The sequence below is a fragment of the Variovorax ureilyticus genome, from assembly GCF_037889935.1.
Lineage (GTDB): Bacteria > Pseudomonadota > Gammaproteobacteria > Burkholderiales > Burkholderiaceae_C > Variovorax > Variovorax ureilyticus.
Genome location: NZ_JBBKZU010000010.1, coordinates 88,870 through 108,712 on the forward strand (window position 1 = coordinate 88,870; position 19,843 = coordinate 108,712).

17 protein-coding genes are annotated in these 19,843 nt (G+C 66.6%); 12 read left to right on the forward strand and 5 right to left on the reverse strand.

The window, feature by feature from the left end:
* Nucleotides 1-92 precede the first annotated feature (92 nt).
* From WKW77_RS22025 to serA, 4 genes are all read right to left on the reverse strand, one after another.
* Complete coding sequence (locus WKW77_RS22025) at nt 93-506, reverse strand: gamma-butyrobetaine hydroxylase family protein (RefSeq protein ID WP_340359014.1); 414 nt, start codon at nt 504-506, stop codon at nt 93-95.
* Nucleotides 506-952, reverse strand: a complete 447-nt coding sequence (locus WKW77_RS22030; RefSeq protein ID WP_340359015.1) for an HIT family protein — start codon at nt 950-952, stop codon at nt 506-508. The genes WKW77_RS22025 and WKW77_RS22030 overlap by 1 nt, the downstream gene beginning before the upstream one ends.
* Entirely contained in the window at nt 949-4,839 is a 3,891-nt protein-coding gene (locus WKW77_RS22035; protein WP_340359016.1) for a DUF3683 domain-containing protein, read from the reverse strand. Before WKW77_RS22035 ends, WKW77_RS22030 begins: the two co-directional genes overlap by 4 nt.
* 213 nt (nt 4,840-5,052) lie before the next feature.
* Nucleotides 5,053-6,282 (reverse strand): phosphoglycerate dehydrogenase, encoded by a 1,230-nt coding sequence (gene serA, locus WKW77_RS22040; protein ID WP_340359017.1) that lies wholly within the window; start codon nt 6,280-6,282, stop codon nt 5,053-5,055.
* 228 nt (nt 6,283-6,510) lie between these two features.
* Here serA and ugpB point away from each other — a divergent pair, with 228 nt between their 5' ends.
* The 6 genes from ugpB to WKW77_RS22070 all read left to right on the forward strand — a co-directional run bounded on the left by ugpB (nt 6,511) and on the right by WKW77_RS22070 (nt 14,105).
* On the forward strand, nt 6,511-7,821 hold the full coding sequence (gene ugpB / locus WKW77_RS22045) for a sn-glycerol-3-phosphate ABC transporter substrate-binding protein UgpB (protein WP_340359018.1): 1,311 nt from the start codon (nt 6,511-6,513) through the stop codon (nt 7,819-7,821).
* Nucleotides 7,822-7,889: 68 nt separating this feature from the next.
* A complete protein-coding gene (gene ugpA, locus WKW77_RS22050; RefSeq protein WP_340359019.1) occupies nt 7,890-8,771 on the forward strand; it encodes a sn-glycerol-3-phosphate ABC transporter permease UgpA in 882 nt (293 codons plus the stop codon).
* Between the two features lies 1 nt (nt 8,772).
* Nucleotides 8,773-9,624: a sn-glycerol-3-phosphate ABC transporter permease UgpE gene (ugpE, locus tag WKW77_RS22055; RefSeq protein WP_340359020.1), complete on the forward strand. Its 852-nt coding sequence runs from the start codon at nt 8,773-8,775 to the stop codon at nt 9,622-9,624.
* Nucleotides 9,625-9,767: 143 nt separating this feature from the next.
* A complete protein-coding gene (locus WKW77_RS22060; RefSeq protein WP_340359021.1) occupies nt 9,768-10,775 on the forward strand; it encodes a sn-glycerol-3-phosphate import ATP-binding protein UgpC in 1,008 nt (335 codons plus the stop codon).
* Between the two features lie 123 nt (nt 10,776-10,898).
* Complete coding sequence (gene ugpQ / locus WKW77_RS22065) at nt 10,899-11,645, forward strand: glycerophosphodiester phosphodiesterase (RefSeq protein ID WP_340359022.1); 747 nt, start codon at nt 10,899-10,901, stop codon at nt 11,643-11,645.
* 39 nt (nt 11,646-11,684) lie between these two features.
* Nucleotides 11,685-14,105: a DUF3772 domain-containing protein gene (locus WKW77_RS22070; protein WP_340359023.1), complete on the forward strand. Its 2,421-nt coding sequence runs from the start codon at nt 11,685-11,687 to the stop codon at nt 14,103-14,105.
* 4 nt (nt 14,106-14,109) lie between these two features.
* Here the strand turns inward: WKW77_RS22070 and WKW77_RS22075 are convergent, their stop codons facing one another.
* Nucleotides 14,110-14,388, reverse strand: coding sequence for a hypothetical protein (locus WKW77_RS22075; protein ID WP_340359024.1), 279 nt, complete (start codon nt 14,386-14,388; stop codon nt 14,110-14,112).
* A gap of 72 nt (nt 14,389-14,460) precedes the next feature.
* Between WKW77_RS22075 and hemA the strand changes: the two genes are divergently transcribed.
* From hemA to WKW77_RS22105, 6 genes are all read left to right on the forward strand, one after another.
* Nucleotides 14,461-15,747, forward strand: coding sequence for a glutamyl-tRNA reductase (gene hemA / locus WKW77_RS22080; protein ID WP_340359025.1), 1,287 nt, complete (start codon nt 14,461-14,463; stop codon nt 15,745-15,747).
* Between the two features lie 90 nt (nt 15,748-15,837).
* Complete coding sequence (prfA, locus tag WKW77_RS22085; protein ID WP_340359026.1) at nt 15,838-16,926, forward strand: peptide chain release factor 1; 1,089 nt, start codon at nt 15,838-15,840, stop codon at nt 16,924-16,926.
* 38 nt (nt 16,927-16,964) lie between these two features.
* Nucleotides 16,965-17,777: a peptide chain release factor N(5)-glutamine methyltransferase gene (gene prmC / locus WKW77_RS22090; RefSeq protein WP_340359199.1), complete on the forward strand. Its 813-nt coding sequence runs from the start codon at nt 16,965-16,967 to the stop codon at nt 17,775-17,777.
* A gap of 30 nt (nt 17,778-17,807) precedes the next feature.
* Nucleotides 17,808-18,131 (forward strand): Grx4 family monothiol glutaredoxin, encoded by a 324-nt coding sequence (gene grxD, locus WKW77_RS22095; RefSeq protein ID WP_340359027.1) that lies wholly within the window; start codon nt 17,808-17,810, stop codon nt 18,129-18,131.
* Nucleotides 18,132-18,191: 60 nt separating this feature from the next.
* On the forward strand, nt 18,192-18,692 hold the full coding sequence (locus WKW77_RS22100; protein WP_340359028.1) for a cupin domain-containing protein: 501 nt from the start codon (nt 18,192-18,194) through the stop codon (nt 18,690-18,692).
* Nucleotides 18,693-18,790: 98 nt separating this feature from the next.
* Nucleotides 18,791-19,783, forward strand: coding sequence for an AAA family ATPase (locus WKW77_RS22105; RefSeq protein WP_340359029.1), 993 nt, complete (start codon nt 18,791-18,793; stop codon nt 19,781-19,783).
* Nucleotides 19,784-19,843: the final 60 nt, after the last annotated feature.

Below are 19,843 nucleotides of genomic sequence, written 5' to 3' on the forward strand. Positions count from 1 at the left end.
GGCCCGGCGCAGCGCCATGCCTCCGATGTTAGGCCGGAAGCGTTCACCCTGCGCCGACGACCCCGTGGGGACACCGGGCATTTCCCACCGTCTCAGTGGCTGCCGCAGGCGTGTCCGCCCTTCTCGGGCATCGGTGCATCGCGATCGACGCCGGCGGCGGCCAAGCGCTTCTCGTACTCGGTCCACAGTTCGTCCTGACGGGCGCCGAGGTCGTACAGCAGGTCCCAGGAATAGATGCCGGTGTCGTGGCCGTCGCTGAAGGAGGGCTGGACCGCGTAGTTGCCGACCGGCTGAAGGTCCAGCAGGTCGACATTGCGTTTGCCCGTCTGCAGGATTTCCTGGCCCGGGCCGTGGCCCTGCACTTCCGCCGATGGCGAATAGATGCGCATCAGCTCGAAGGGGATCCTGAAGACCGCGCCGTCGGAAAAGCCGATCTCCAGCACGCGCGAGCGGTTGTGCACGGTGATCGATTGCGGCGTCGGCGCGCCTGCCTGCAAACCTGCCATCAGAAACTCCTGCTCGAAAGGCGCTGGACCATGTCGCGCTCCACCGCGGGCAGCGCGGCCTCGACGGACGCTTCGCGCGCGGCATCGCGTTCGCGCTGCGCTGGCGCCCACACCGGCGCGGGAAAGCGCGTGTCCCAGTCGAAGCGCGCGATCACATGCCAATGAAGATGCGCAACCATGTTGCCGAGTGCTGCGAGATTGATCTTGGTCGGCGCCAGCGCATCGCGCAGGCACTGCTCGACGACCGCGACGGCCTCCATGCAGAGGCTCCGATCCGCCGAAGAGAGATCGGACCACTCCACGACATGCTCCTTCCACACGACGCGATAGAACGCGGGAAAGCCCGCTTCCGCTGCATGGATCACGCGGAACTTCGCCGCTTCGTGGACCAGCCTCCCGCCGGTCTCGTCGCACAACGGGCAACCTTCGACGCGCTTCATCGTCATACCAGCACGCGCTCGATGCCGCCCTGGTTCGCGGCGGCCACGTAGTCGGGCATCCAGTTCTCGCCGAGGAGCCTGTTGGCCATCTCGACCACGATGTAGTCGGCTTCGAGCAGGCCGTTGTTCAGGTCGTTGCCGTAGCGGCTCAGGCCCTGCAGGCAGCTCGGGCAGCTCGTGAGGATCTTCACGTTGCCTTCCGGTGCGATCTTGCCGGACGCACGCAACGCCGACTCGCCCTTCTGCAGCTCTTCTTCCTTGCGGAAGCGGATCTGCGTCGAGATGTCCGGCCGCGTCACGCCAAGGGTGCCCGATTCGCCGCAGCAGCGGTCGCTCTTGAGCACGTTGTCGCCGACCAGCGCCTTCACCGTCTTCATCGGCTCCTGCAGCTTCATCGGCGTGTGGCACGGGTCGTGATAGAGATAACCCGCGCCACCCGCATCGCCGAGCGTGATTCCCTTTTCGAGCAGGTACTCGTGGATGTCGACGATGCGGCAGCCCGGGAAGATCTTGTCGAACTGGTAGCCCTGGAGCTGGTCGTAGCAGGTCCCGCAGCTCACCACCACCGTCTTGATGTCGAGATAGTTGAGCGTGTTCGCGACGCGATGGAAGAGCACCCGGTTGTCGGTGATCATCTTCTCGGCCTTGTCGTACTGTCCGCTGCCGCGCTGCGGATAACCGCAGCACAGGTAGCCCGGCGGCAGCACCGTCTGCACGCCGGCGTGCCACAGCATCGCCTGCGTCGCGAGGCCCACCTGCGAGAACAGGCGCTCCGAGCCGCAGCCCGGGAAATAGAACACCGCCTCCGTGTCGGGCGTGGTCGCCTTCGGGTCGCGGATGATCGGCACGTAGTCGGCGTCCTCGATGTCGAGCAAGGCGCGCGCGGTCTTCTTGGGCAATCCACCGGGCATCTTCTTGTTGATGAAGTGGATCACCTGTTCCTTGATGGGCGCCGGGCCGAGGGTGGCCGGCGGCGCCGCGGTCTGCTTCTTCGCGAGGCCGCGCAGCACGTCGTTGGCCAGGCGCTGCGCCTTGAAGCCGATGTCGACCATGCCGGTGCGCATCGCCTTGATGGTCTGCGGGTTCGTGGCGTTGAGGAAGAACATCGCCGCCGCGTTGCCGGGCCGGAAGGACTTCTGCCCCATCTTGCGCAGCAGGTTGCGCATGTTCATCGACACGTCGCCGAAGTCGATCTTCACCGGGCACGGCGTCAGGCACTTGTGGCAGACCGTGCAGTGGTCGGCCACGTCCTCGAACTCTTCCCAGTGCTTGATGCTCACGCCGCGCCGCGTCTGCTCTTCATAGAGGAAGGCCTCGACCAGCAGCGAGGTCGCCAGGATCTTGTTGCGCGGCGAATAGAGCAGGTTGGCGCGCGGCACATGCGTCGCGCACACCGGCTTGCACTTGCCGCAGCGCAGGCAGTCCTTCACGCTGTCGGCGATCGCGCCGATGTCGCTCTGCTGCATGATGATCGACTCGTGCCCCATCAGGCCGAAGCTCGGCGTGTAGGCATTGGTCAGGTCGGCATGCAGCGCACGTCCGCCCTGCGCGAAACCTGCGTTGTCGCGCAGCAGCTTGCCCTTGTTGAAGCGGCCTTCCGGATCGACCCGGCGCTTGTAGTCCGCAAAGGGCGCCAGCTCGTCTTCGCTCAGGAATTCGAGCTTGGTGATGCCGATGCCGTGCTCGCCCGAGATCACGCCGTCGAGGCTGCGCGCCAGCACCATGATGCGGGCGACGGCCTCGTGCGCGGTCTGCAGCATCTCGTAGTTGTCGCTGTTGACCGGGATGTTCGTGTGCACGTTGCCGTCGCCGGCATGCATGTGCAGCGCGACCCACACGCGGCCCTTCAGCACGCGCTTGTGGATGGCCTGGCATTCGGCCAGGATCGGTGCGAACTCGGCGCCGGTGAAGATCGACGCCAGCGGCTCACGAATCTGCGTCTTCCAGCTCGCGCGCAGCGAATGGTCCTGCAACTGCGGAAACAGCGAGTCGACGTTGTCGAGCCAGCCTTGCCACAGCGCACGCACCTCGGCCACCAGCGCGATGGCCTGCGCCACGCGGTCTTCCAGCAGCTCGGCCGTGGGGATGTCGTTCGCGTCGTCGCTCTTGCCGAGCGGCAGGTTGCCGCGCGCCAGGAACGCTTCGAGCTCGTCGGCGAGCGCGATCTTGTTGCGCAGCGAGAGTTCGATGTTGATCCGCTCGATGCCGTCGGTGTACTCGGCCATGCGCGGCAGCGGGATCACCACGTCTTCGTTGATCTTGAAGGCGTTGGTGTGGCGGCTGATCGCGGCGGTGCGCTTGCGGTCGAGCCAGAACTTCTTGCGCGCCTCTGGGCTGATGGCAATGAAGCCTTCGCCGCTGCGCGAGTTGGCGATGCGCACCACTTCGGACGTCACGCGCGCCACGGCATCGGCGTCGTCGCCGGCGATGTCGCCGAAGAGCACCATCTTCGGCAGTCCGCCGCCATGGCGCTTCGACTTGGTCGCATAGCCGACCGCCTTCAGGTAGCGGTCGTCCAGATGCTCCAGGCCCGCGAGCAGCACGCCGGAGCGGTCCTGTTCGGCGAACATGAAGTCCTTGATTTCGACGATGCTCGGCACCGCGTCCTTGGCGTTGCCGAAGAATTCGAGACAGACGGTGCGGGTGTGCGCCGGCATGCGATGCACCACCCAGCGCGCGCTGGTGATCAGGCCGTCGCAGCCTTCCTTCTGGATGCCAGGCAGTCCCGAGAGGAACTTGTCGGTCACGTCCTTGCCGAGGCCTTCCTTGCGGAAGGTCTTGCCGGGGATTTCCAGCCGCTCGGCGCGCAACGCGGTCTTGCCATCGGCTGCGAAGTACTGCAGCTCGAAGATCGCGCTTTCGGCGTCGTGGATCTTGCCGAGGTTGTGGCCGACGCGCGTGACTTCGAGCCACTCGGCCTGCGGCGTCACCATGCGCCACGAGGCGAGGTTGTCGAGCGCCGTGCCCCAGAGCACCGCCTTCTTGCCGCCGGCGTTCATCGCCACGTTGCCGCCCACGCACGAGGCTTCGGCGGAGGTGGGATCGACCGCGAAGACGAAGCCCGCGCGCTCGGCCGCATCGGCCACCCGCTGCGTGACGACGCCAGCCTCGGTCCAGATCGTCGGCACCGGTGCTTCGAGGCCTGGCAGCGAGACCATCTCGACCTCGGTCATCGATTCGAGCTTCTCGGTGTTGATGACCACGCTGTTCCACGTCAGCGGAATCGCGCCGCCGGTGTAGCCGGTGCCGCCGCCACGCGGGATGATGGTCAGGCCCAGCTCGATGCAGCCCTTGACCAGGCCGGCCATCTCGGCCTCGGTATCGGGCGTGAGCACGACGAAGGGGTACTCGACCCGCCAGTCGGTCGCATCGGTCACATGCGAGACGCGGGACAGCGCGTCGAACTTGATGTTGTCCTTGGCGGTCAGCCGGCGGAGCTGGCGCGTGGCCTTGCGGCGCAGGGCCGCGACGTCTCGAAACAGGGCGTCGAAGGCGGCGATGGCGCGGACGGCGAGGTCGACCAGCTCGCCCACGAGCGCGTCGCGCTGCGGATCGCTGTCGGGCGTGCGGCGCTTCTGGACCTCGGAAAGACGGTGGTTGAGCGCGTCCACGAGCTGGCCGCGCCGGCGCGGGTTGTCCAGCAGGTCATCGACCAGGTAGGGATTGCGCTGCACCACCCAGATGTCGCCGAGCACCTCGTAGAGCATGCGGGCCGAGCGGCCAGTGCGGCGTTCGGACCGGAGGGTTTGCAGCAGTTCCCAGCCCCGCTCGCCGAGCAGGCGGATCACGATCTCGCGATCGGAGAAGCTGGTGTAGTTGTAGGGGATCTCACGCAATCGCGCGGGCTCTGCGGCCTGCGACAACAACGCCGTCAACGCGGTCGGAGCATTCATCGGGGAGTTGGCCTCGGTCGGGCGCTGCGCGCCCCTGAACCAGGGGCGCAGATTTTAAAGCCAGTGGCCACGCCGCGCTTTGCCCGGGTTTTGAGGCCGGAGACCGGCACATCGGAGACCAGGAACCCCGCGGAACCGGCTTTGCCGGGCCACAGGGGTCGCCCCCTGAAAGGGGTTGTCAGAGCCACACGAAGTGGGCGAGGCTGGGGGTGATCAAAACAAGACCCGGCTGCGGATGGTCCCGGGCACCTTCGCGAGCTTTTCCAGCGCGAGGTCGGACGAGGCTGCATCGATGTCCGTCACCACGTAGCCGACCTTCTCGTTGGTCTGCAGGTACTGCGAGGCGATGTTGATGTTGTTGTCCGAGAAGATCCGGTTGATCTCCGACAGCACGCCCGGCACGTTGCGGTGGATGTGCAGCAGCCGGTGCTTGCCCGGATGCGCCGGCAGCGCCACTTCCGGGAAGTTGACCGACGAGGTCGACGTGCCGTTGTCGCTGTACTTGACCAGCTTCTCGGCAACTTCGAGCCCGATGTTGGCCTGCGCCTCCATGGTCGAGCCGCCGATGTGCGGCGTGAGGATCACGTTGTCCAGACCGCGCAGCGGCGACTGGAACTCATCCTTGTTGGTTCGCGGCTCGACCGGAAAGACATCGATCGCCGCGCCCAGCAGCTTCCTGTCCTTGAGCGCCGCAGCCAGCGGCTCGATTTCGACCACGGTGCCGCGCGAGGCGTTGATCAGGATGGCCCCGGGCTTCATGGCGGCGATCTCGGCGGCGCCGATCATCCACTGCGTCGCCGGTGTCTCGGGAACGTGCAGGCTCACGATGTCGCTCTGGGCGAGCAGTTCGTTCAGATCCCGCACCTGCCTTGCATTGCCCAGCGGCAGCTTGGTCACGACATCGAAGAAGGCGACCTGCATGCCCAGCGCCTCCGCCAGCACCGAAAGCTGCGCGCCGATCGAACCGTAGCCCACGATGCCCAGCGTCTTGCCGCGGATCTCGAACGCGTTGTCCGCCGACTTGAGCCAGCCGCCGCGGTGCGCGACGGCGCTCTTCTCGGGCACGCCGCGCAGGAGCAGGATGGCCTCCGCCAGGACCAGCTCGGCCACGGAGCGGGTATTCGAGAAAGGCGCGTTGAAGACGACGACACCATGCTCGCGCGCCGCATCGAGGTCGATCTGGTTCGTGCCGATGCAGAAGGCACCCACGGCCACGAGCTTCTGGGCGACGGCGAATACCTCGGCGGTCAACTGCGTGCGCGACCGGATGCCGAGGAAGTGCACGTCGGCGATGCGCGCCTTGAGCTCGGCGTCCGGCAAGGCGCCGGACAGGGTTTCGACGTTGGTGTAGCCAGCGGCCTTCAGCACCTCGACCGCCGAAGGATGGATGCCTTCGAGCAGGAGGAACTTGATCTTGCTTTTGCCCAGGGAAGTCTTGCTCATGCGCGTCGAGAAAGGCCCGCCCGGAACCCAAGAGCCAAGGAGGCAGAGCCGAAAAAAGGGAGGGCGATGCTAGCATGGTGCGCTGCAGCATGCCGCCGTCATGGCTGTTGCACCAAAAAAGGGTTTCCCCGCTTGGTGCACACTCCGGGACTTGTCAAAAATTGTGACGCCGTCGTGTCATAAGCACGACCTAGCATCCGCGCTTTCATTCCCCCCAGAGGAGTCTTCATGCGATTCAAAACGCTCGCCTTGGCCTCGGCGCTCGCCGCAACGCTTTCCACTTCCGCGTTGGCGCAGACCGAAATCCAATGGTGGCATTCCATGACCGCCGTCAACAACGAATGGGTCAACGATCTGGCCAGGCAGTTCAACGAGAGCCAGAAGGAATACAAGATCGTCCCCACCTACAAGGGCCAATACGACGAATCGATGACCGCTGCCATCGCGGCATTCCGTGCCGGCAACGCGCCGCACATCCTGCAGGTGTTCGAAGTGGGCACCGCGACCATGATGGCGAGCAAGGGAGCCATCGTCCCGGTGGCCCAGGTCATGAAGGACGCCGGGCAGAAGTTCGACCCGGGCGTGTACATCCCCGCCGTGGCCGCCTACTACACCGCGCCGAACGGGCAGATGCTGAGCTTCCCGTTCAACAGCTCGACCACCGTTTTCTATTACAACAAGGACGCGTTCAAGGCGGCCGGCCTGGACCCCAACAAGGCGCCGTCGACTTGGCCCGAAGTGGTCGCGGCAGCGGCCAAGCTGAAGGCGAGCGGCCACAAGTGCCCGTTCACGACGGCATGGCAGAACTGGACCCAGCTCGAGAGCTTCTCGGCCTGGCACAACGTCGAGTTCGCGACGAAAAACAACGGCCTGTCGGGCACGGATGCCCGCCTCAAGGTGAACTCGCCGCTGCACCTGCGCCATATCGAGAACCTGGCCAGCATGTCCAAGCAAGGCTTGTTCATCTACAAGGGCCGCGGCAATGTGCCCGAGGCGTCGTTCGTCTCCGGCGAGTGCGCCATGATCAACACCTCGTCGGGCTTCTACGGCAACGTGGCGAAGAACGCCAAGTTCGCCTACGGCCTGGCGCCTCTGCCCTACTACCCCGACGTGCCGGGCGCTCCGCAGAACACCGTGATCGGCGGCGCCAGCCTCTGGGTCATGTCGGGCAAGAAGCCGGCCGAATACAAGGGCGTTGCCGAGTTCTTCAAGTTCATCTCGACGCCTGAAGTCCAATCCGCCAGCCACAAGCGCACGGGCTACCTGCCCATCACGACCGCGGCCTACCAGCTCACCGACCAGTCGGGCTTCTACAAGCAGAACCCCGGCACGGACGTCGCGGTGACGCAGATGATCCGCAAGGTGACCGACAAGAGCCGCGGCATCCGCCTGGGCAACTATGTCCAGATCCGCGCGATCGAGGATGAGGAACTGGAACAGGTCTGGAGCGGAAAGAAGACCGCCAAGGAAGCACTGGACGCCATCGTGACCCGCGGCAACGAACAGCTCGAGCGCTTCCAAAAAGCCAACAAGAGCTGAGCCGGACGGTAGACTCGCAGCCCCGCCGGCGCGCAAGAAGCCGGCGGGGTTTCTTTTTTGAGGGATTCATGGAAAAACGCGTTGTCTTCCGCTCGGGCTGGCTGCCCTGGGCGCTGCTCGCGCCACAGCTGATCGTCATCGGCGTGTTCTTTTTCTGGCCGGCCAGCCAGGCGCTCACCCAGTCGATGCAGATGCAGGACGCTTTCGGCACTTCGACCGAATGGGTGGGTTTGCAGAACTTCCGGGAGCTGTTCAACGACCCGGGGTACGTCGAGTCGTTCGAGACGACGGCGCTCTTCTCGATCCTGGTGGCGGGCATCGGCATCGCGCTGTCGCTGCTGCTGGCAGTGTTCGTGGATCGCATCGTGCGCGGCGCAATGATCTACAAGACGCTGCTGATCCTGCCCTACGCCGTCGCGCCGGCCGTGGCCGCCGTGCTGTGGGTCTTCATGTTCTCGCCGTCGCTGGGCGTGGTCGCCTACGCGCTCGGCAGGATCGGGTTGGACTGGAACCACCTGCTCAACGGATCGCACGCCATGACGCTGATCGTGATGGCCGCCGTCTGGAAGCAGATCTCCTACAACTTCCTGTTCTTCCTGGCGGGGCTGCAGTCGATCCCGAAGTCGCTGATCGAGGCAGCCGCCATCGACGGCGCGCGGCCGTGGCGGCGCTTCTGGACGGTGCAGTTCCCGCTGCTGTCGCCGACCACCTTCTTCCTCCTGGTGATCAACGTCGTCTACGCCTTCTTCGATACCTTCGCGATCGTCGATACGGCGACCCAGGGCGGCCCCGGCACCGCGACCCGCATCCTCGTCTACAAGGTCTATCACGACGGCTTCAAGGCCATGGACCTGGGCAGTTCGGCGGCGCAGTCGGTGGTGCTGATGGCCATCGTCATCGTGCTCACGGTGCTGCAGTTCCGCTACGTCGAGAAGAAGGTGAATTACTGAAATGGTCGAGCGCAAACCCACCCTCGGCATCCTCGCGCACGTGGTCGCGATCTTCGGCGTGCTCATCGTCGCCTTTCCGATCTACCTGGCCTTCGTCGCGTCGACCCACACGGCGCAGGAAATCGTCCAGCGGCCAATGCCGCTGCTGCCGGGCAGCCATATGTGGGAAAGCTACAAGTCCGCGTTGTTCGGCCGCAGTTCGGGCGCCGGCTCGGTGGCGCCGGTCGCCCGCATGATGTGGGTGAGCCTCGTGACCGCGCTGGTCATCACCTTCGGCAAGATCGCGATCTCGCTGTTGTCGGCCTTCGCGGTGGTGTACTTCCGCTTCCCGCTCAAGGGCCTGTGCTTCTGGGCGATCTTCATCACGCTGATGCTGCCGGTGGAGGTGCGCATCGGCCCGACCTACCAGGTGGTGTCCGACCTCGGCATGCTCAACAGCTACGCGGGCCTGACGATTCCGCTGATCGCCTCGGCGACGGCGACCTTCCTGTTCCGCCAGTTCTTCCTCACGGTGCCTGACGAACTGATCGAAGCCGCCCGCATGGATGGCGCCGGCCCGATGCGCTTCTTCTGGGACGTGCTGGTGCCGCTGTCGAAAACCTCGATCGCGGCCCTCTTCGTGATCCAGTTCATCTACGGCTGGAACCAGTACCTCTGGCCGCTGCTCGCGACGACGACCGAGGACATGTACCCGATCGTGATCGGCATCAAGCGGATGATCGCCGGCGGCGACGGGCAGAACGAATGGAACATCGTGATGGCGACCGCGCTGCTCGCCATGCTGCCGCCAGCGCTGGTGGTGGTCCTCATGCAGAAATGGTTCGTCAAAGGCTTGGTCGACACGGAAAAATGACTCGCCCCCAGGCTCGCTCACTTCGTGTAGCCGCCAACCCCCGGCCGGGGGCGATACCGGCGGCCCGGCGAAGCCGGTTCCGCGGTATCCCTGGCTTGGGATCTGGTATCCCTGGCTTCGGCTCTGAATAGACAAAAAACATCATGGCATCCCTCTCGCTTCGCAACGTCATCAAACGCTACGGTCACGGGCCGAAGGCGAACCAGGTCATCCACGGAGTCAGCGCCGAGATTGGGGACCACGAGTTCATCGTCATCGTCGGGCCCTCGGGCTGCGGCAAGTCCACGCTGCTGCGCATGGTCGCGGGCCTTGAGGACATCAGCGCGGGCGACATCCTCATCGGCGACCGCGTGGTGAACAACCTCGAACCGGCCGAGCGGGACATCGCGATGGTGTTCCAGAACTACGCGCTCTATCCGCACATGTCGGTGTTCGACAACATGGCCTACGGCCTGAAGATCGCCAAGGTGCCATCCGCCGAGATCAAGGTCCGCGTGGACAAGGCCGCCAGGATTCTGGAACTCGGCCACCTGCTCGACCGCAAGCCGCGCCAGCTCTCGGGCGGCCAGCGGCAGCGCGTCGCGATGGGCCGCGCGATCGTGCGGCAGCCGAAGGTGTTCCTCTTCGACGAACCGCTGTCGAACCTCGATGCCAAGCTGCGTGCGCAAACCCGCCTCGAAATCCAGAAACTGCACCGCGAGCTCGGCATCACCTCGCTCTTCGTGACGCATGACCAGGTGGAGGCGATGACGCTGGCCCAGCGCATCATCGTGATGAACGGCGGCGTCATGGACCAGTTCGCGACGCCCGAAGAGGTGTACTCGCGCCCCGCGACGACCTTCGTCGCCAGCTTCATCGGTTCGCCGCCGATGAACCTCCTCAAGCACGCGCCGGGCGTTCGGCCGGGCACGATCCTCGGCATCCGCCCGGAACACCTGATGCTCGATCCGAACGGCTGGTCGGTGCAGGTGGAACAGGTGGAGCTTCTTGGTGCCGAGCGCCTGATCTACGGGCGCATCGGCGAGGAGCAACTCGTCATGCGCGTGGACGAAAGCCAGCCGGCAGCCGTGGCGGGCGACACGATGCGCATCGCTGCACGGCCCGAGAAGCTGCACTGGTTCGATGCCGGTTCCGGGAAGCGAATGAAATGACAACCACCCCCCAAGCCGCTTCGCGGCTCCCCCCTCTCTCGCCTGCGGCGCGAGGGGGGCTCACCCGGCGGCCCGGCGGAGCCGGTTCCGCGGGTGCCTTGGCCTTTTCTGCGACGGGTTCATATGCCGCTGACTGATTGGCCTTATCCGCGCTGGGTAGCGCATCGCGGGGCCGGGAAGCTCGCGCCGGAGAACACGCTGGCGGCCTTTCGGCTCGGTGCGGAGCACGGCTTTCGCATGTTCGAGTGCGATGCCAAGCTCAGCGCCGACGACGTGCCCTTCCTGCTGCACGACGCCACGCTCGATCGCACCAGCAACGCACGAGGCGTCGCCGGCGATCAGCCATGGTCCGTGCTGTCGCAGCTCGATGCCGGCAGCTGGCATTCGCGCCGCTACGCCGGCGAACCGCTCGCCACCCTCGAGGCCCTCATCCGCTTCTGCCTGGCGAACCGACACGCCCTCAACATCGAGATCAAGCCGACGCCCGGCGGCGAATACAGGACCGGCGAGGTCGTCGCGCGCCAGGCCGCGCTGTGGTGGTCCGACCCGGCACTCCCGCCGCCGCTGCTCACCTCCTTCCAACCCGACTCGCTGCGCGGCGCGATGGCAGCGCAGCCCGAGTTGCCGCGCGGCCTGCTGCTCGACACCCTGTGGGACGGCTGGTTCGACACGGCGCTGCAACTCGGATGCAAGGCGATCGTCTGCAACTACGCGCTCTGGGATGCCGCAACGGTCGCCCGGGTTCATGCCGCCGGCCTGCGCGCCCTGAGCTACACGGTCAACGACGAATGGGCGGCCGAGCGGCTCATCGCGCTGGGCACGGACGGCATCATCACGGACCGGGTCGACCGGTTCAGCCCGACCAGGTAGCCCTTCCGGCGGCCGGCGGATGCCTTCTATGATGAAGTCATGAGCTGGTTCCCACGCCTCGCGGCCCTGCTGCTGGCCGCCATGTTTTGCTGCGCCTCGCTCGCGCAGGCCACCCCGGAGCCGGTCGAGCCCACGATCGCCGCGCTGCGCGCCGAGCTCGAGAAGATGCCGAAGACGGTCGAGAGCTCGGACGATGTGAGCGCCCTGATCACGCAGCTCAACAGCATCACCGCCGCGACCGAGAAGTTCATCGCCTCGCGCACCAGCGAACTCAACGACCTGAACGCGCGGCTCGGAGAGCTCGGCCCCGTGCCCGCCGGCGGCGCCGCGGCGGAGACGCCCGACATCACCGGACGACGCGCCACGCTCACGAAGGAGCGCAACGCGGTCGACGCCGATATCCGGCTTGCCCGACTCGTGGCGGTCGATGCGCGGCAGCGCGCGACCGACTTGCTCGCCAAGCGCCGGGCGATCTTCGAAGCCCAGCTCACCGAGCGCGCTCCCACGCCGCTGGGACGGGAGTTCTGGGGGGATCTCGCCGATGCGTGGTCCGGCGACATCGACCGGCTCCAGGCGCTCGGGTCGGAACTCAAGGCCAGCGTGGACACCGCGACGGAGCCCGAACACATCACGGCGGTGATCTTCAGCCTGATCTTCGCCGTCCTGATCGCCCTGCCCGGCAACTGGCTTGCAGAACGCACACTCACCCAGCTCGCGGCGCGCGTCCTTCCCTCAGGTCGATTGAGACGCTCCCTGCTCGTGATTGCCATCGTCGCGACCAACGTCCTGCTGGTCTTCCTGGCCGTGCGGGGTGTGTACACGACCTTCGAATTGCACGGGGTATGGGGCGACCAGACGCGAAGGCTCGGCGATGCGATGGTGCAGTCGAGCATCTTCATCGCCTTCGTGGTGGGTCTCGGGCGGGCGCTGCTGTCCAACGGCCAGCCTTCGTGGCGGCTGCCGCCGATACCCGACGCCATGGCGGCGCGGCTGGCGCCCTTTCCCTGGCTGATGGCCCTGGTCGCGGCGCTGGTCTGGCTGCCGACGCAAGTGAATGCCGTGGTGGAAGCCAGTTTCGCGGCGGTGGTCGCGGCTCATGTCGTGGTGGCACTGGCACTCACGGGCATGATCGGCGCCATGCTCCTGCGGCTGCGCGCCGTGCAGGCGGCGCCGCAGGAGGCAACAGCCGCGGCCGCAGCGCCCGCGGAAGAGGCGGAGCGCCCACTCTGGGTGGGCATCGTGCTGGGCCTCGTCGCGCTGATCCTGGTCGTGATCTGGGTGCTGGTGGCCGTCGGCTACGTCGCGATGGCCAGCTTCCTGGCGCTGCAGCTGAACTGGTTGTGCATCGTGCTTGCGGCGTTCTACGTGCTGTTCAAGTTCGCGGACGACCTTTTCATGGCGGTGGTGTCGTCGCACAGCAGCTTCGGGCAGCGGTTGCAGGCGAGCTTCGGGCTCGCGTCCCGGACGCTCGATCAGACGGCGGTCGCGCTCTCGGGCCTGAGCCGCGTCGCGCTCTTCTTCTACATGCTCATCGCGATCGCGCAGCCGCTGGGCACCGGTCCGGGCGAGGTGCTCCAGCGCAGCGGCAAGTTCGGCTCCGGCGTGAAGGTCGGCGAGATCGAGCTCGTGCCGGGGGCGATCTTCAGCGCGGTGGCGGTGCTGGTCGCCGGCTTCATCGCCCTGCGCATCCTCAAGAACTGGCTGGACAGCCGCTTCCTGCCGACCACGGCACTCGAGCCGGGCATGCAGAGCTCGATCACGACGCTGCTCGGCTACGTGGGCGGCATCACGGTGATCGCCTTCGCGCTGTCGGCGCTGGGCATCGGCATCGAGCGCATCGCCTGGGTGGCGAGCGCGCTGTCCGTCGGTATCGGCTTCGGCCTGCAGGCGATCGTGCAGAACTTCATCTCGGGGCTGATCCTGCTGGCGGAGCGGCCGGTCAAGGTCGGGGACTGGGTGGTGCTGGGCAATGCCGAAGGCGACATCCGCCGGATCAACGTGCGCGCCACCGAGATCCAGCTGGGCGACCGCTCGACGATGATCGTGCCGAACTCGGAGTTCATCACCAAGACCGTGCGCAACATGACGCTGTCGAACGCCGAGGGCCGCGTGCTGATCCGGCTGCCGATGCCGCTGACCACCGATGCGTCGCGCGCGAGGGACGTGATCCTGGCGGCGTTCGGCCAACATCCGGGCGTGCTGTCGACACCGGCGCCGAGCGTCACGCTGGAGGGGATCGAGGTCGGGTTCCTGATCTTCCAGGCTGTGGCCTATGTGCAGAGCCCGCGGGTCGCCGGTTCGGTCCGCAGCGACGTGCTGTTCTCGATCCTCGACGGCCTGCGCGACGCCGATCTGCCGATGGCGGCCTATCCGGGGATTCCGTCACCGCCCGGCGCCCCGGCGCCGCCGCCGACCGTAGCGGCCCCGCCACCGGGCATTCTCCCCGGCACCACCGCGTAGCTTTCTAGCGACGCCAGCCGCCGGAAACGAGCCACTGGCTGGTGCCGCACGCGACCACCAGCGCGGCGTAGGTCGCCATCCGGGCGTCCTGGCCGAAGACGACCAGGCCCGCCGCCAGCACGGCCACGCCGACGACGAAATTGACCGCGCCGTGCACCCACCAGGCCATCCGCTTGCCGGCCGGCCGCTGGCCGACCCGCCCGAGCAACGCGCACAGGAAGCCGACGGCGAAGGCCGGCGCGATGAAGTTGAGGAGGTGGTCGATGAAGTCCAGCGGGGCCATTCGGGTCGCCCTGCAACGGCCATTTCTGGATGCCGGAGCGTTTGCGGGCCGCGGATTTTATAATCCCGGGCTATGTCAGTCTGGGCCTTGGGCTTGAACCACACGACCGCGCCACTCGATCTGCGCGGTCGTTTTGCGTTCGCCATCGATCAGATCGCCCCCACGCTGCAGAGTCTGCGTCACTCATTCGGCTCCAGCCGGCATCCGGACGTCGAAGCGGCCATCATCTCGACCTGCAACCGCACCGAGATCTACTGCGCGGCCGAACACCTCGCACTCGACCACACCGTCGACTGGCTGGCCCACAGCGGCGGCGTTTCGCCGGCCCTGCTTCGTTCGCACGCCTACACCCTGCATGACGATCAGGCGGCGCGCCATGCCTTCCGCGTCGCGAGCGGGCTGGATTCGATGGTGCTCGGCGAGGCGCAGATCCTCGGCCAGATGAAGGATGCCGTCCGCGCCGCCGAAACCGCCGGAGCGCTCGGCAGCACGCTGAACCAGCTCTTCCAGCGCTCCTTCGCGGTGGCGAAGGAAGTCCGCACCGCGACCGAGATCGGCGCCCACTCCATCAGCATGGCCGCCGCCGCGGTCCGGCTCGCCGGCCAGCTGTTCGAGGATCTCCAGCGCACGCGCGTCCTCTTCGTCGGCGCGGGGGAGATGATCGACCTTGCCGTGACCCACTTCGCGGCCAAGCAGCCCAAGTCCATCGTCATCGCCAACCGCACGCTGGAGCGCGGCGAAAAGCTGGCGTCGCGCTTCGGCGGCGAAGCCATGCGGCTGGCCGACCTGCCGGCCCGCCTCGCCGAATTCGACATCGTCGTGAGCTGCACCGCGAGCACCCTGCCGCTGATCGGCCTGGGCGCCGTCGAGCGCGCGCTCAAGGTGCGCCGGCACCGGCCGATGTTCATGGTCGACCTGGCCGTGCCGCGCGACATCGAGCCCGAGGTGAAGGCGCTCGAAGACATCTATCTCTACACCGTCGACGATCTCGCGCAGGTCGTGCAGCAGGGCCAGGCCAACCGTCAGGCCGCCGTGGCGCAGGCCGAAGTCATCATCGACGCGGGCGTGCAGAGCTTCATGCACTGGCTCGACCAGCGCGGAACCGTGCCGCTGATCCGCCAGCTCAATGCGCAGACCGACGAATGGCGCGCGATCGAATTGGCGCGGGCGCGCAAGCTGCTCGCCAAGGGCGAAAGCGTCGACGTGGTGCTGGAGGCGCTGTCGCGCGCGCTCACCCAGAAGATGCTCCACGGCGCGATGGCCGAATTGCACGCCGGCGATTCCGCCGCGCGCGAACACACGGCGCAGACGATCTCCCGCCTCTTCCTGCGCAACGACTTGCGCAACAAAGAGCGTTAGCGACGCCCGTTGCTTCCGGCGCCGCGCGCCAAACTCGCCGTTGCCGCACCGCCTGCGGTCAACCCCTCCCGCCATCCGCCCCGATCTCCCGTGAAATCCTTCTTGCGTCACCAGCTCGAGCGCTATGTGCAACGTCTCGGCGAACTCGACTTCCTGCTTTCGCGCGAGGACATCATGTCCGACATGGCGCAGTACCGAACCATCTCTCGCGAGCACGCGGACGTGACGCAGATCGCCGGCCGCTACAGCCGCTACAAGCAGCGCGAAGCCGACCTGGCCGCCGCGCGCGAGATGCTCGAAGACCCCGACATGGCCGAGATGGCCGAGGAGGAAATCACGAGCGCCGAAGCGGAGCTGGTGCAGCTCGAGGATGAGCTCCAACGCCTGCTGCTGCCCAAGGACCCGGACGATGCGCGCAATGCCTTCCTCGAAATCCGCGCGGGCACCGGCGGCGACGAATCCGCGCTCTTCGCGGGCGACCTGCTGCGCATGTACACCCGCTACGCCGACCGCGCCGGCTGGCGGTGCGAGATCGTGAGCGAAAGCGAGAGCGAACTCGGCGGCTACAAGGAAGTGGTGGTTCGCATCGTCGGCGACGACGTCTTCGGCCGGCTGCGCTTCGAGTCGGGCGGCCACCGCGTGCAGCGCGTGCCGGCCACCGAAACGCAGGGGCGAATCCACACCAGCGCCTGCACGGTCGCCGTGCTGGCGGAGCCCGACGAAGCGCAGGCGGTGCAGATCAACCCGGCCGACCTGCGCATCGACACCTTCCGTGCAAGCGGCGCCGGCGGACAGCACATCAACAAGACCGATTCGGCGGTGCGCATCACGCACATCCCGACCGGCATCGTGGCCGAGTGCCAGGACGACCGCAGCCAGCACCGCAACAAGGCGAAGGCGCTGCAGGTTCTGTCCGCGCGCATCCAGGAAAAGGAACGCAGCGAACGCGCCGCCAAGGACGCCGCGCTGCGCAAGGGGCTCGTCGGCAGCGGCGATCGCAGCGACCGCATCCGCACCTACAACTTCCCGCAGGGCCGGCTCACCGACCACCGGATCAACCTCACGCTTTACAAGCTGCTGACCATCATGGAAGGCGATCTCGGGGAAGTGCTCGATGCGCTGAAGGCCGCCCGCGAGGCCGAGCAGCTTGCAGAACTCGAAGCCAGCCTGCCGGCGTGACCACGACCTACCCGCTCTCTCCCGCGACGCCGGCCGCGATGCTGGCGGCGGCGGCAGCCATGGGCATCGACCGGCTCGATGCCCAGCTGCTCCTGCTTCACGTGCTCGGACGCCCATCGACCGACCGCGCCTGGCTGCTGGTGCATGACACCGACACGCTGGACGACGCGATCTGGCCCGACTACGCCAGGCTTTGCGCCCGCCGCAAGTCCGGCGAGCCGGTGGCCTATCTGATCGGAGAGAAGGAGTTTCACGGGCTCAGCCTGCAGGTGGACGCCCGCGTGCTCGTCCCGCGCCCGGATACCGAGACCCTGGTCGAATGGGCGCTGGAATGTCTGCAAGGGCGCGACGCGCCGGCCGTGATCGATCTCGGCACCGGCAGCGGGGCCATCGCGTTGGCCATCCAGCACGCACGGCGCGACGCGAAAGTCTCCGCCGTCGATGCCAGCGCCGATGCACTGGCGGTCGCGCGCGCCAACGCCGAACGCCTCGGCCTGGCAGTGCGCTTCCAGCAGGCGGACTGGCTGGGCGGCGCCGGGACGGGCTACGACCTGATCGTCTCGAACCCGCCCTACATCGCCCGCAACGACGTCCATCTTGCGGCACTGCAGCATGAGCCCCAGGGCGCCCTCGTCTCGGGCGACGACGGGCTCGACGACATCCGCCGCATCGTCGATGCCGCGCCCGAGCACTTGGCGGACGGCGGCTGGCTCCTGCTCGAACACGGCTACGACCAGAGCGAAGCCGTCCGGCAACTGCTCCGGGAGCGCGGCTTCTCCGAATCCCAAAGCCGCGACGACCTCGCCGGCATCGCAAGATGTTCCGGCGGGATCTGGCGTGCGGTGAAATAATCCGCCCAGCCCAATTTCAGGAGTGCTCCCATGTCCGACGCCCAGCAACGCATCGACGATCTCGTCAAGACCAACGACCTTGTGCTCTTCATGAAGGGCAACGCCAGCTTTCCGATGTGCGGCTTCTCCGGCCGTGCCATCCAGATCCTCAAGGCCGTCGGCGTGGACACCAAGGCAATGAAGACCGTCAACGTGCTGGAAGACGATGCCATCCGCCAGGGCATCAAGGAATACAGCAACTGGCCGACGATTCCGCAGCTCTACGTGAAGGGCGAGTTCGTCGGCGGTTCGGACATCATGATGGAGATGTACGAGTCCGGCGAACTGCAGCAGATGCTGAACGCCAACGTCTGACATGAGCCTCACGGCCGCTCCGAAGGCGAAGCCCGAAGCACTGCTGCGCGAAGGTACTCCGTGAGCCACGACCCCGCCGATCATGGCCACGCGCACCACGACGGCGCCTGGAAACACGACGGCGTGCGCGTCATCCCCGGCAACCAGCTCGACACGAACACGGCCCAGACGCCGGGCATGAACCGCGCGGCCGCGATCAACTTCGCGCGCGTCGGTGCGCAGAAGCTCTGGGCCGGCACCGTCACCATCCACGCCAATGCCAAGACGGGCGCGCACCACCACGGCCATCTCGAATCGGTGATCTACGTGGTTCGGGGCCGCGCCCGCATGCGATGGGGCGAGCACCTCGAATACACGGCAGAAGCCGGTCCCGGCGATTTCATCTACGTGCCGCCCTACGTGCCGCACCAGGAAATCAACGCCAGCGAGACCGAGGCCCTCGAATGCGTGCTGTGCCGCAGCGACGGCGAGGCGGTCGCGATCAACCTCGATATCGAGCCGGTGGAGAAACCCGAATCGGTGCTCTGGGTCGATCCCACGCACCCTCAAGGTGGTATTTGACCGACACGCGACGATTCCGCAAATCCGAGGAAACATAGACACCCGCCGACATTGGGCACGGCTTATGCTGTGTTCAAGTGTCCGAAACGGAGGTGTCCATGGATTCCCGGAGTCTCGTTCCAGCGTCGTCGTTCCAGTTGCCGGTCGCCAGCCTGCGCAGCGTTTTCCAGACGCAGGATGTCGAGCGCAGGCTCGCCAAGCTGCCGGGTCACGACCACGAACACCTGCGCACCACCTACGAACGCATGCTGGAGCGCGGCCCCGACCGCTTCCAGGTCAAGCCCAGCGGCGTGCCGGAGATGTCCGGCCTCTACGCGCAACTTCCCAATTTCACCGAGGTGCTCGACGACGTGCGGCGCCATGTCGCGCTCTCGCAGGACAGCCGCGACGGACTCGAAGTCACGCCCATGCTGCTGCTGGGTCCGCCGGGCATCGGCAAGACCCACTTCGCGCGAAAGCTGGCCGAACTGCTCGGAACCGGCATGTCGCTGGTGCCGATGAACTCGATGACTGCCGGCTGGCTGCTCTCCGGCGCCTCGTCGCAATGGAAGGGCGCGAAACCCGGCAAGGTGTTCGAGGCGCTGGTGGATGGGCAATACGCAAATCCGGTGATGGTCATCGACGAGATCGACAAGGCCGGCGCGGACAGCCAGTACGACCCTCTGGGTGCGCTCTACAACCTGCTGGAGCACGACACCGCGCACGCGTTCGTCGACGAATTCGCCGAAGTGCCGATCGACGCCAGCCAGGTCATCTGGATCACGACCGCGAACGATGAGCGCGGCATTCCCGAGCCGATCCTCAACCGCATGAACGTGTTCGAGATCGACGCGCCCTCGCCCGAGGCCTCACGGCAGATCGCGCGCCAGCTCTACGCATCGATCCGCAGCGAGCATGACTGGGGCCGCCTGCTGTCGCCCGAACCGTCGAGCGACGTGCTGGACCAGCTCGCGACGCTCGCCCCGCGTGAGATGCGCCGCGCGCTGATGACCGGTTTTGGCAATGCCCGGCTCGAGGGCCGCGACGAAGTTCGCCCGGAGGATCTTCCGCGTGGCGGCGTGCAGCGCGGACGCATGGGATTCGTGCAGTAGCTCGTCTGGAGCCGGTTTCACGGCTGAGCATCCGCTGCTCGTGGCACCATGTCGGTCTTC

Bases quoted from the DNA above. Each gene is read 5' to 3' on its own strand.
- WKW77_RS22025 (WP_340359014.1), bottom strand. From the start codon at position 506: ATGGCAGGTTTGCAGGCAGGCGCGCCGACGCCGCAATCGATCACCGTG.
- WKW77_RS22030 (WP_340359015.1), bottom strand. From the start codon at position 952: ATGACGATGAAGCGCGTCGAAGGTTGCCCGTTGTGCGACGAGACCGGC.
- WKW77_RS22035 (WP_340359016.1), bottom strand. From the start codon at position 4,839: ATGAATGCTCCGACCGCGTTGACGGCGTTGTTGTCGCAGGCCGCAGAG.
- serA (WP_340359017.1), bottom strand. From the start codon at position 6,282: ATGAGCAAGACTTCCCTGGGCAAAAGCAAGATCAAGTTCCTCCTGCTC.
- ugpB (WP_340359018.1), top strand. From the start codon at position 6,511: ATGCGATTCAAAACGCTCGCCTTGGCCTCGGCGCTCGCCGCAACGCTT.
- ugpA (WP_340359019.1), top strand. From the start codon at position 7,890: ATGGAAAAACGCGTTGTCTTCCGCTCGGGCTGGCTGCCCTGGGCGCTG.
- ugpE (WP_340359020.1), top strand. From the start codon at position 8,773: ATGGTCGAGCGCAAACCCACCCTCGGCATCCTCGCGCACGTGGTCGCG.
- WKW77_RS22060 (WP_340359021.1), top strand. From the start codon at position 9,768: ATGGCATCCCTCTCGCTTCGCAACGTCATCAAACGCTACGGTCACGGG.
- ugpQ (WP_340359022.1), top strand. From the start codon at position 10,899: ATGCCGCTGACTGATTGGCCTTATCCGCGCTGGGTAGCGCATCGCGGG.
- WKW77_RS22070 (WP_340359023.1), top strand. From the start codon at position 11,685: ATGAGCTGGTTCCCACGCCTCGCGGCCCTGCTGCTGGCCGCCATGTTT.
- WKW77_RS22075 (WP_340359024.1), bottom strand. From the start codon at position 14,388: ATGGCCCCGCTGGACTTCATCGACCACCTCCTCAACTTCATCGCGCCG.
- hemA (WP_340359025.1), top strand. From the start codon at position 14,461: ATGTCAGTCTGGGCCTTGGGCTTGAACCACACGACCGCGCCACTCGAT.
- prmC (WP_340359199.1), top strand. From the start codon at position 16,965: ATGCTGGCGGCGGCGGCAGCCATGGGCATCGACCGGCTCGATGCCCAG.
- grxD (WP_340359027.1), top strand. From the start codon at position 17,808: ATGTCCGACGCCCAGCAACGCATCGACGATCTCGTCAAGACCAACGAC.
- WKW77_RS22105 (WP_340359029.1), top strand. From the start codon at position 18,791: ATGGATTCCCGGAGTCTCGTTCCAGCGTCGTCGTTCCAGTTGCCGGTC.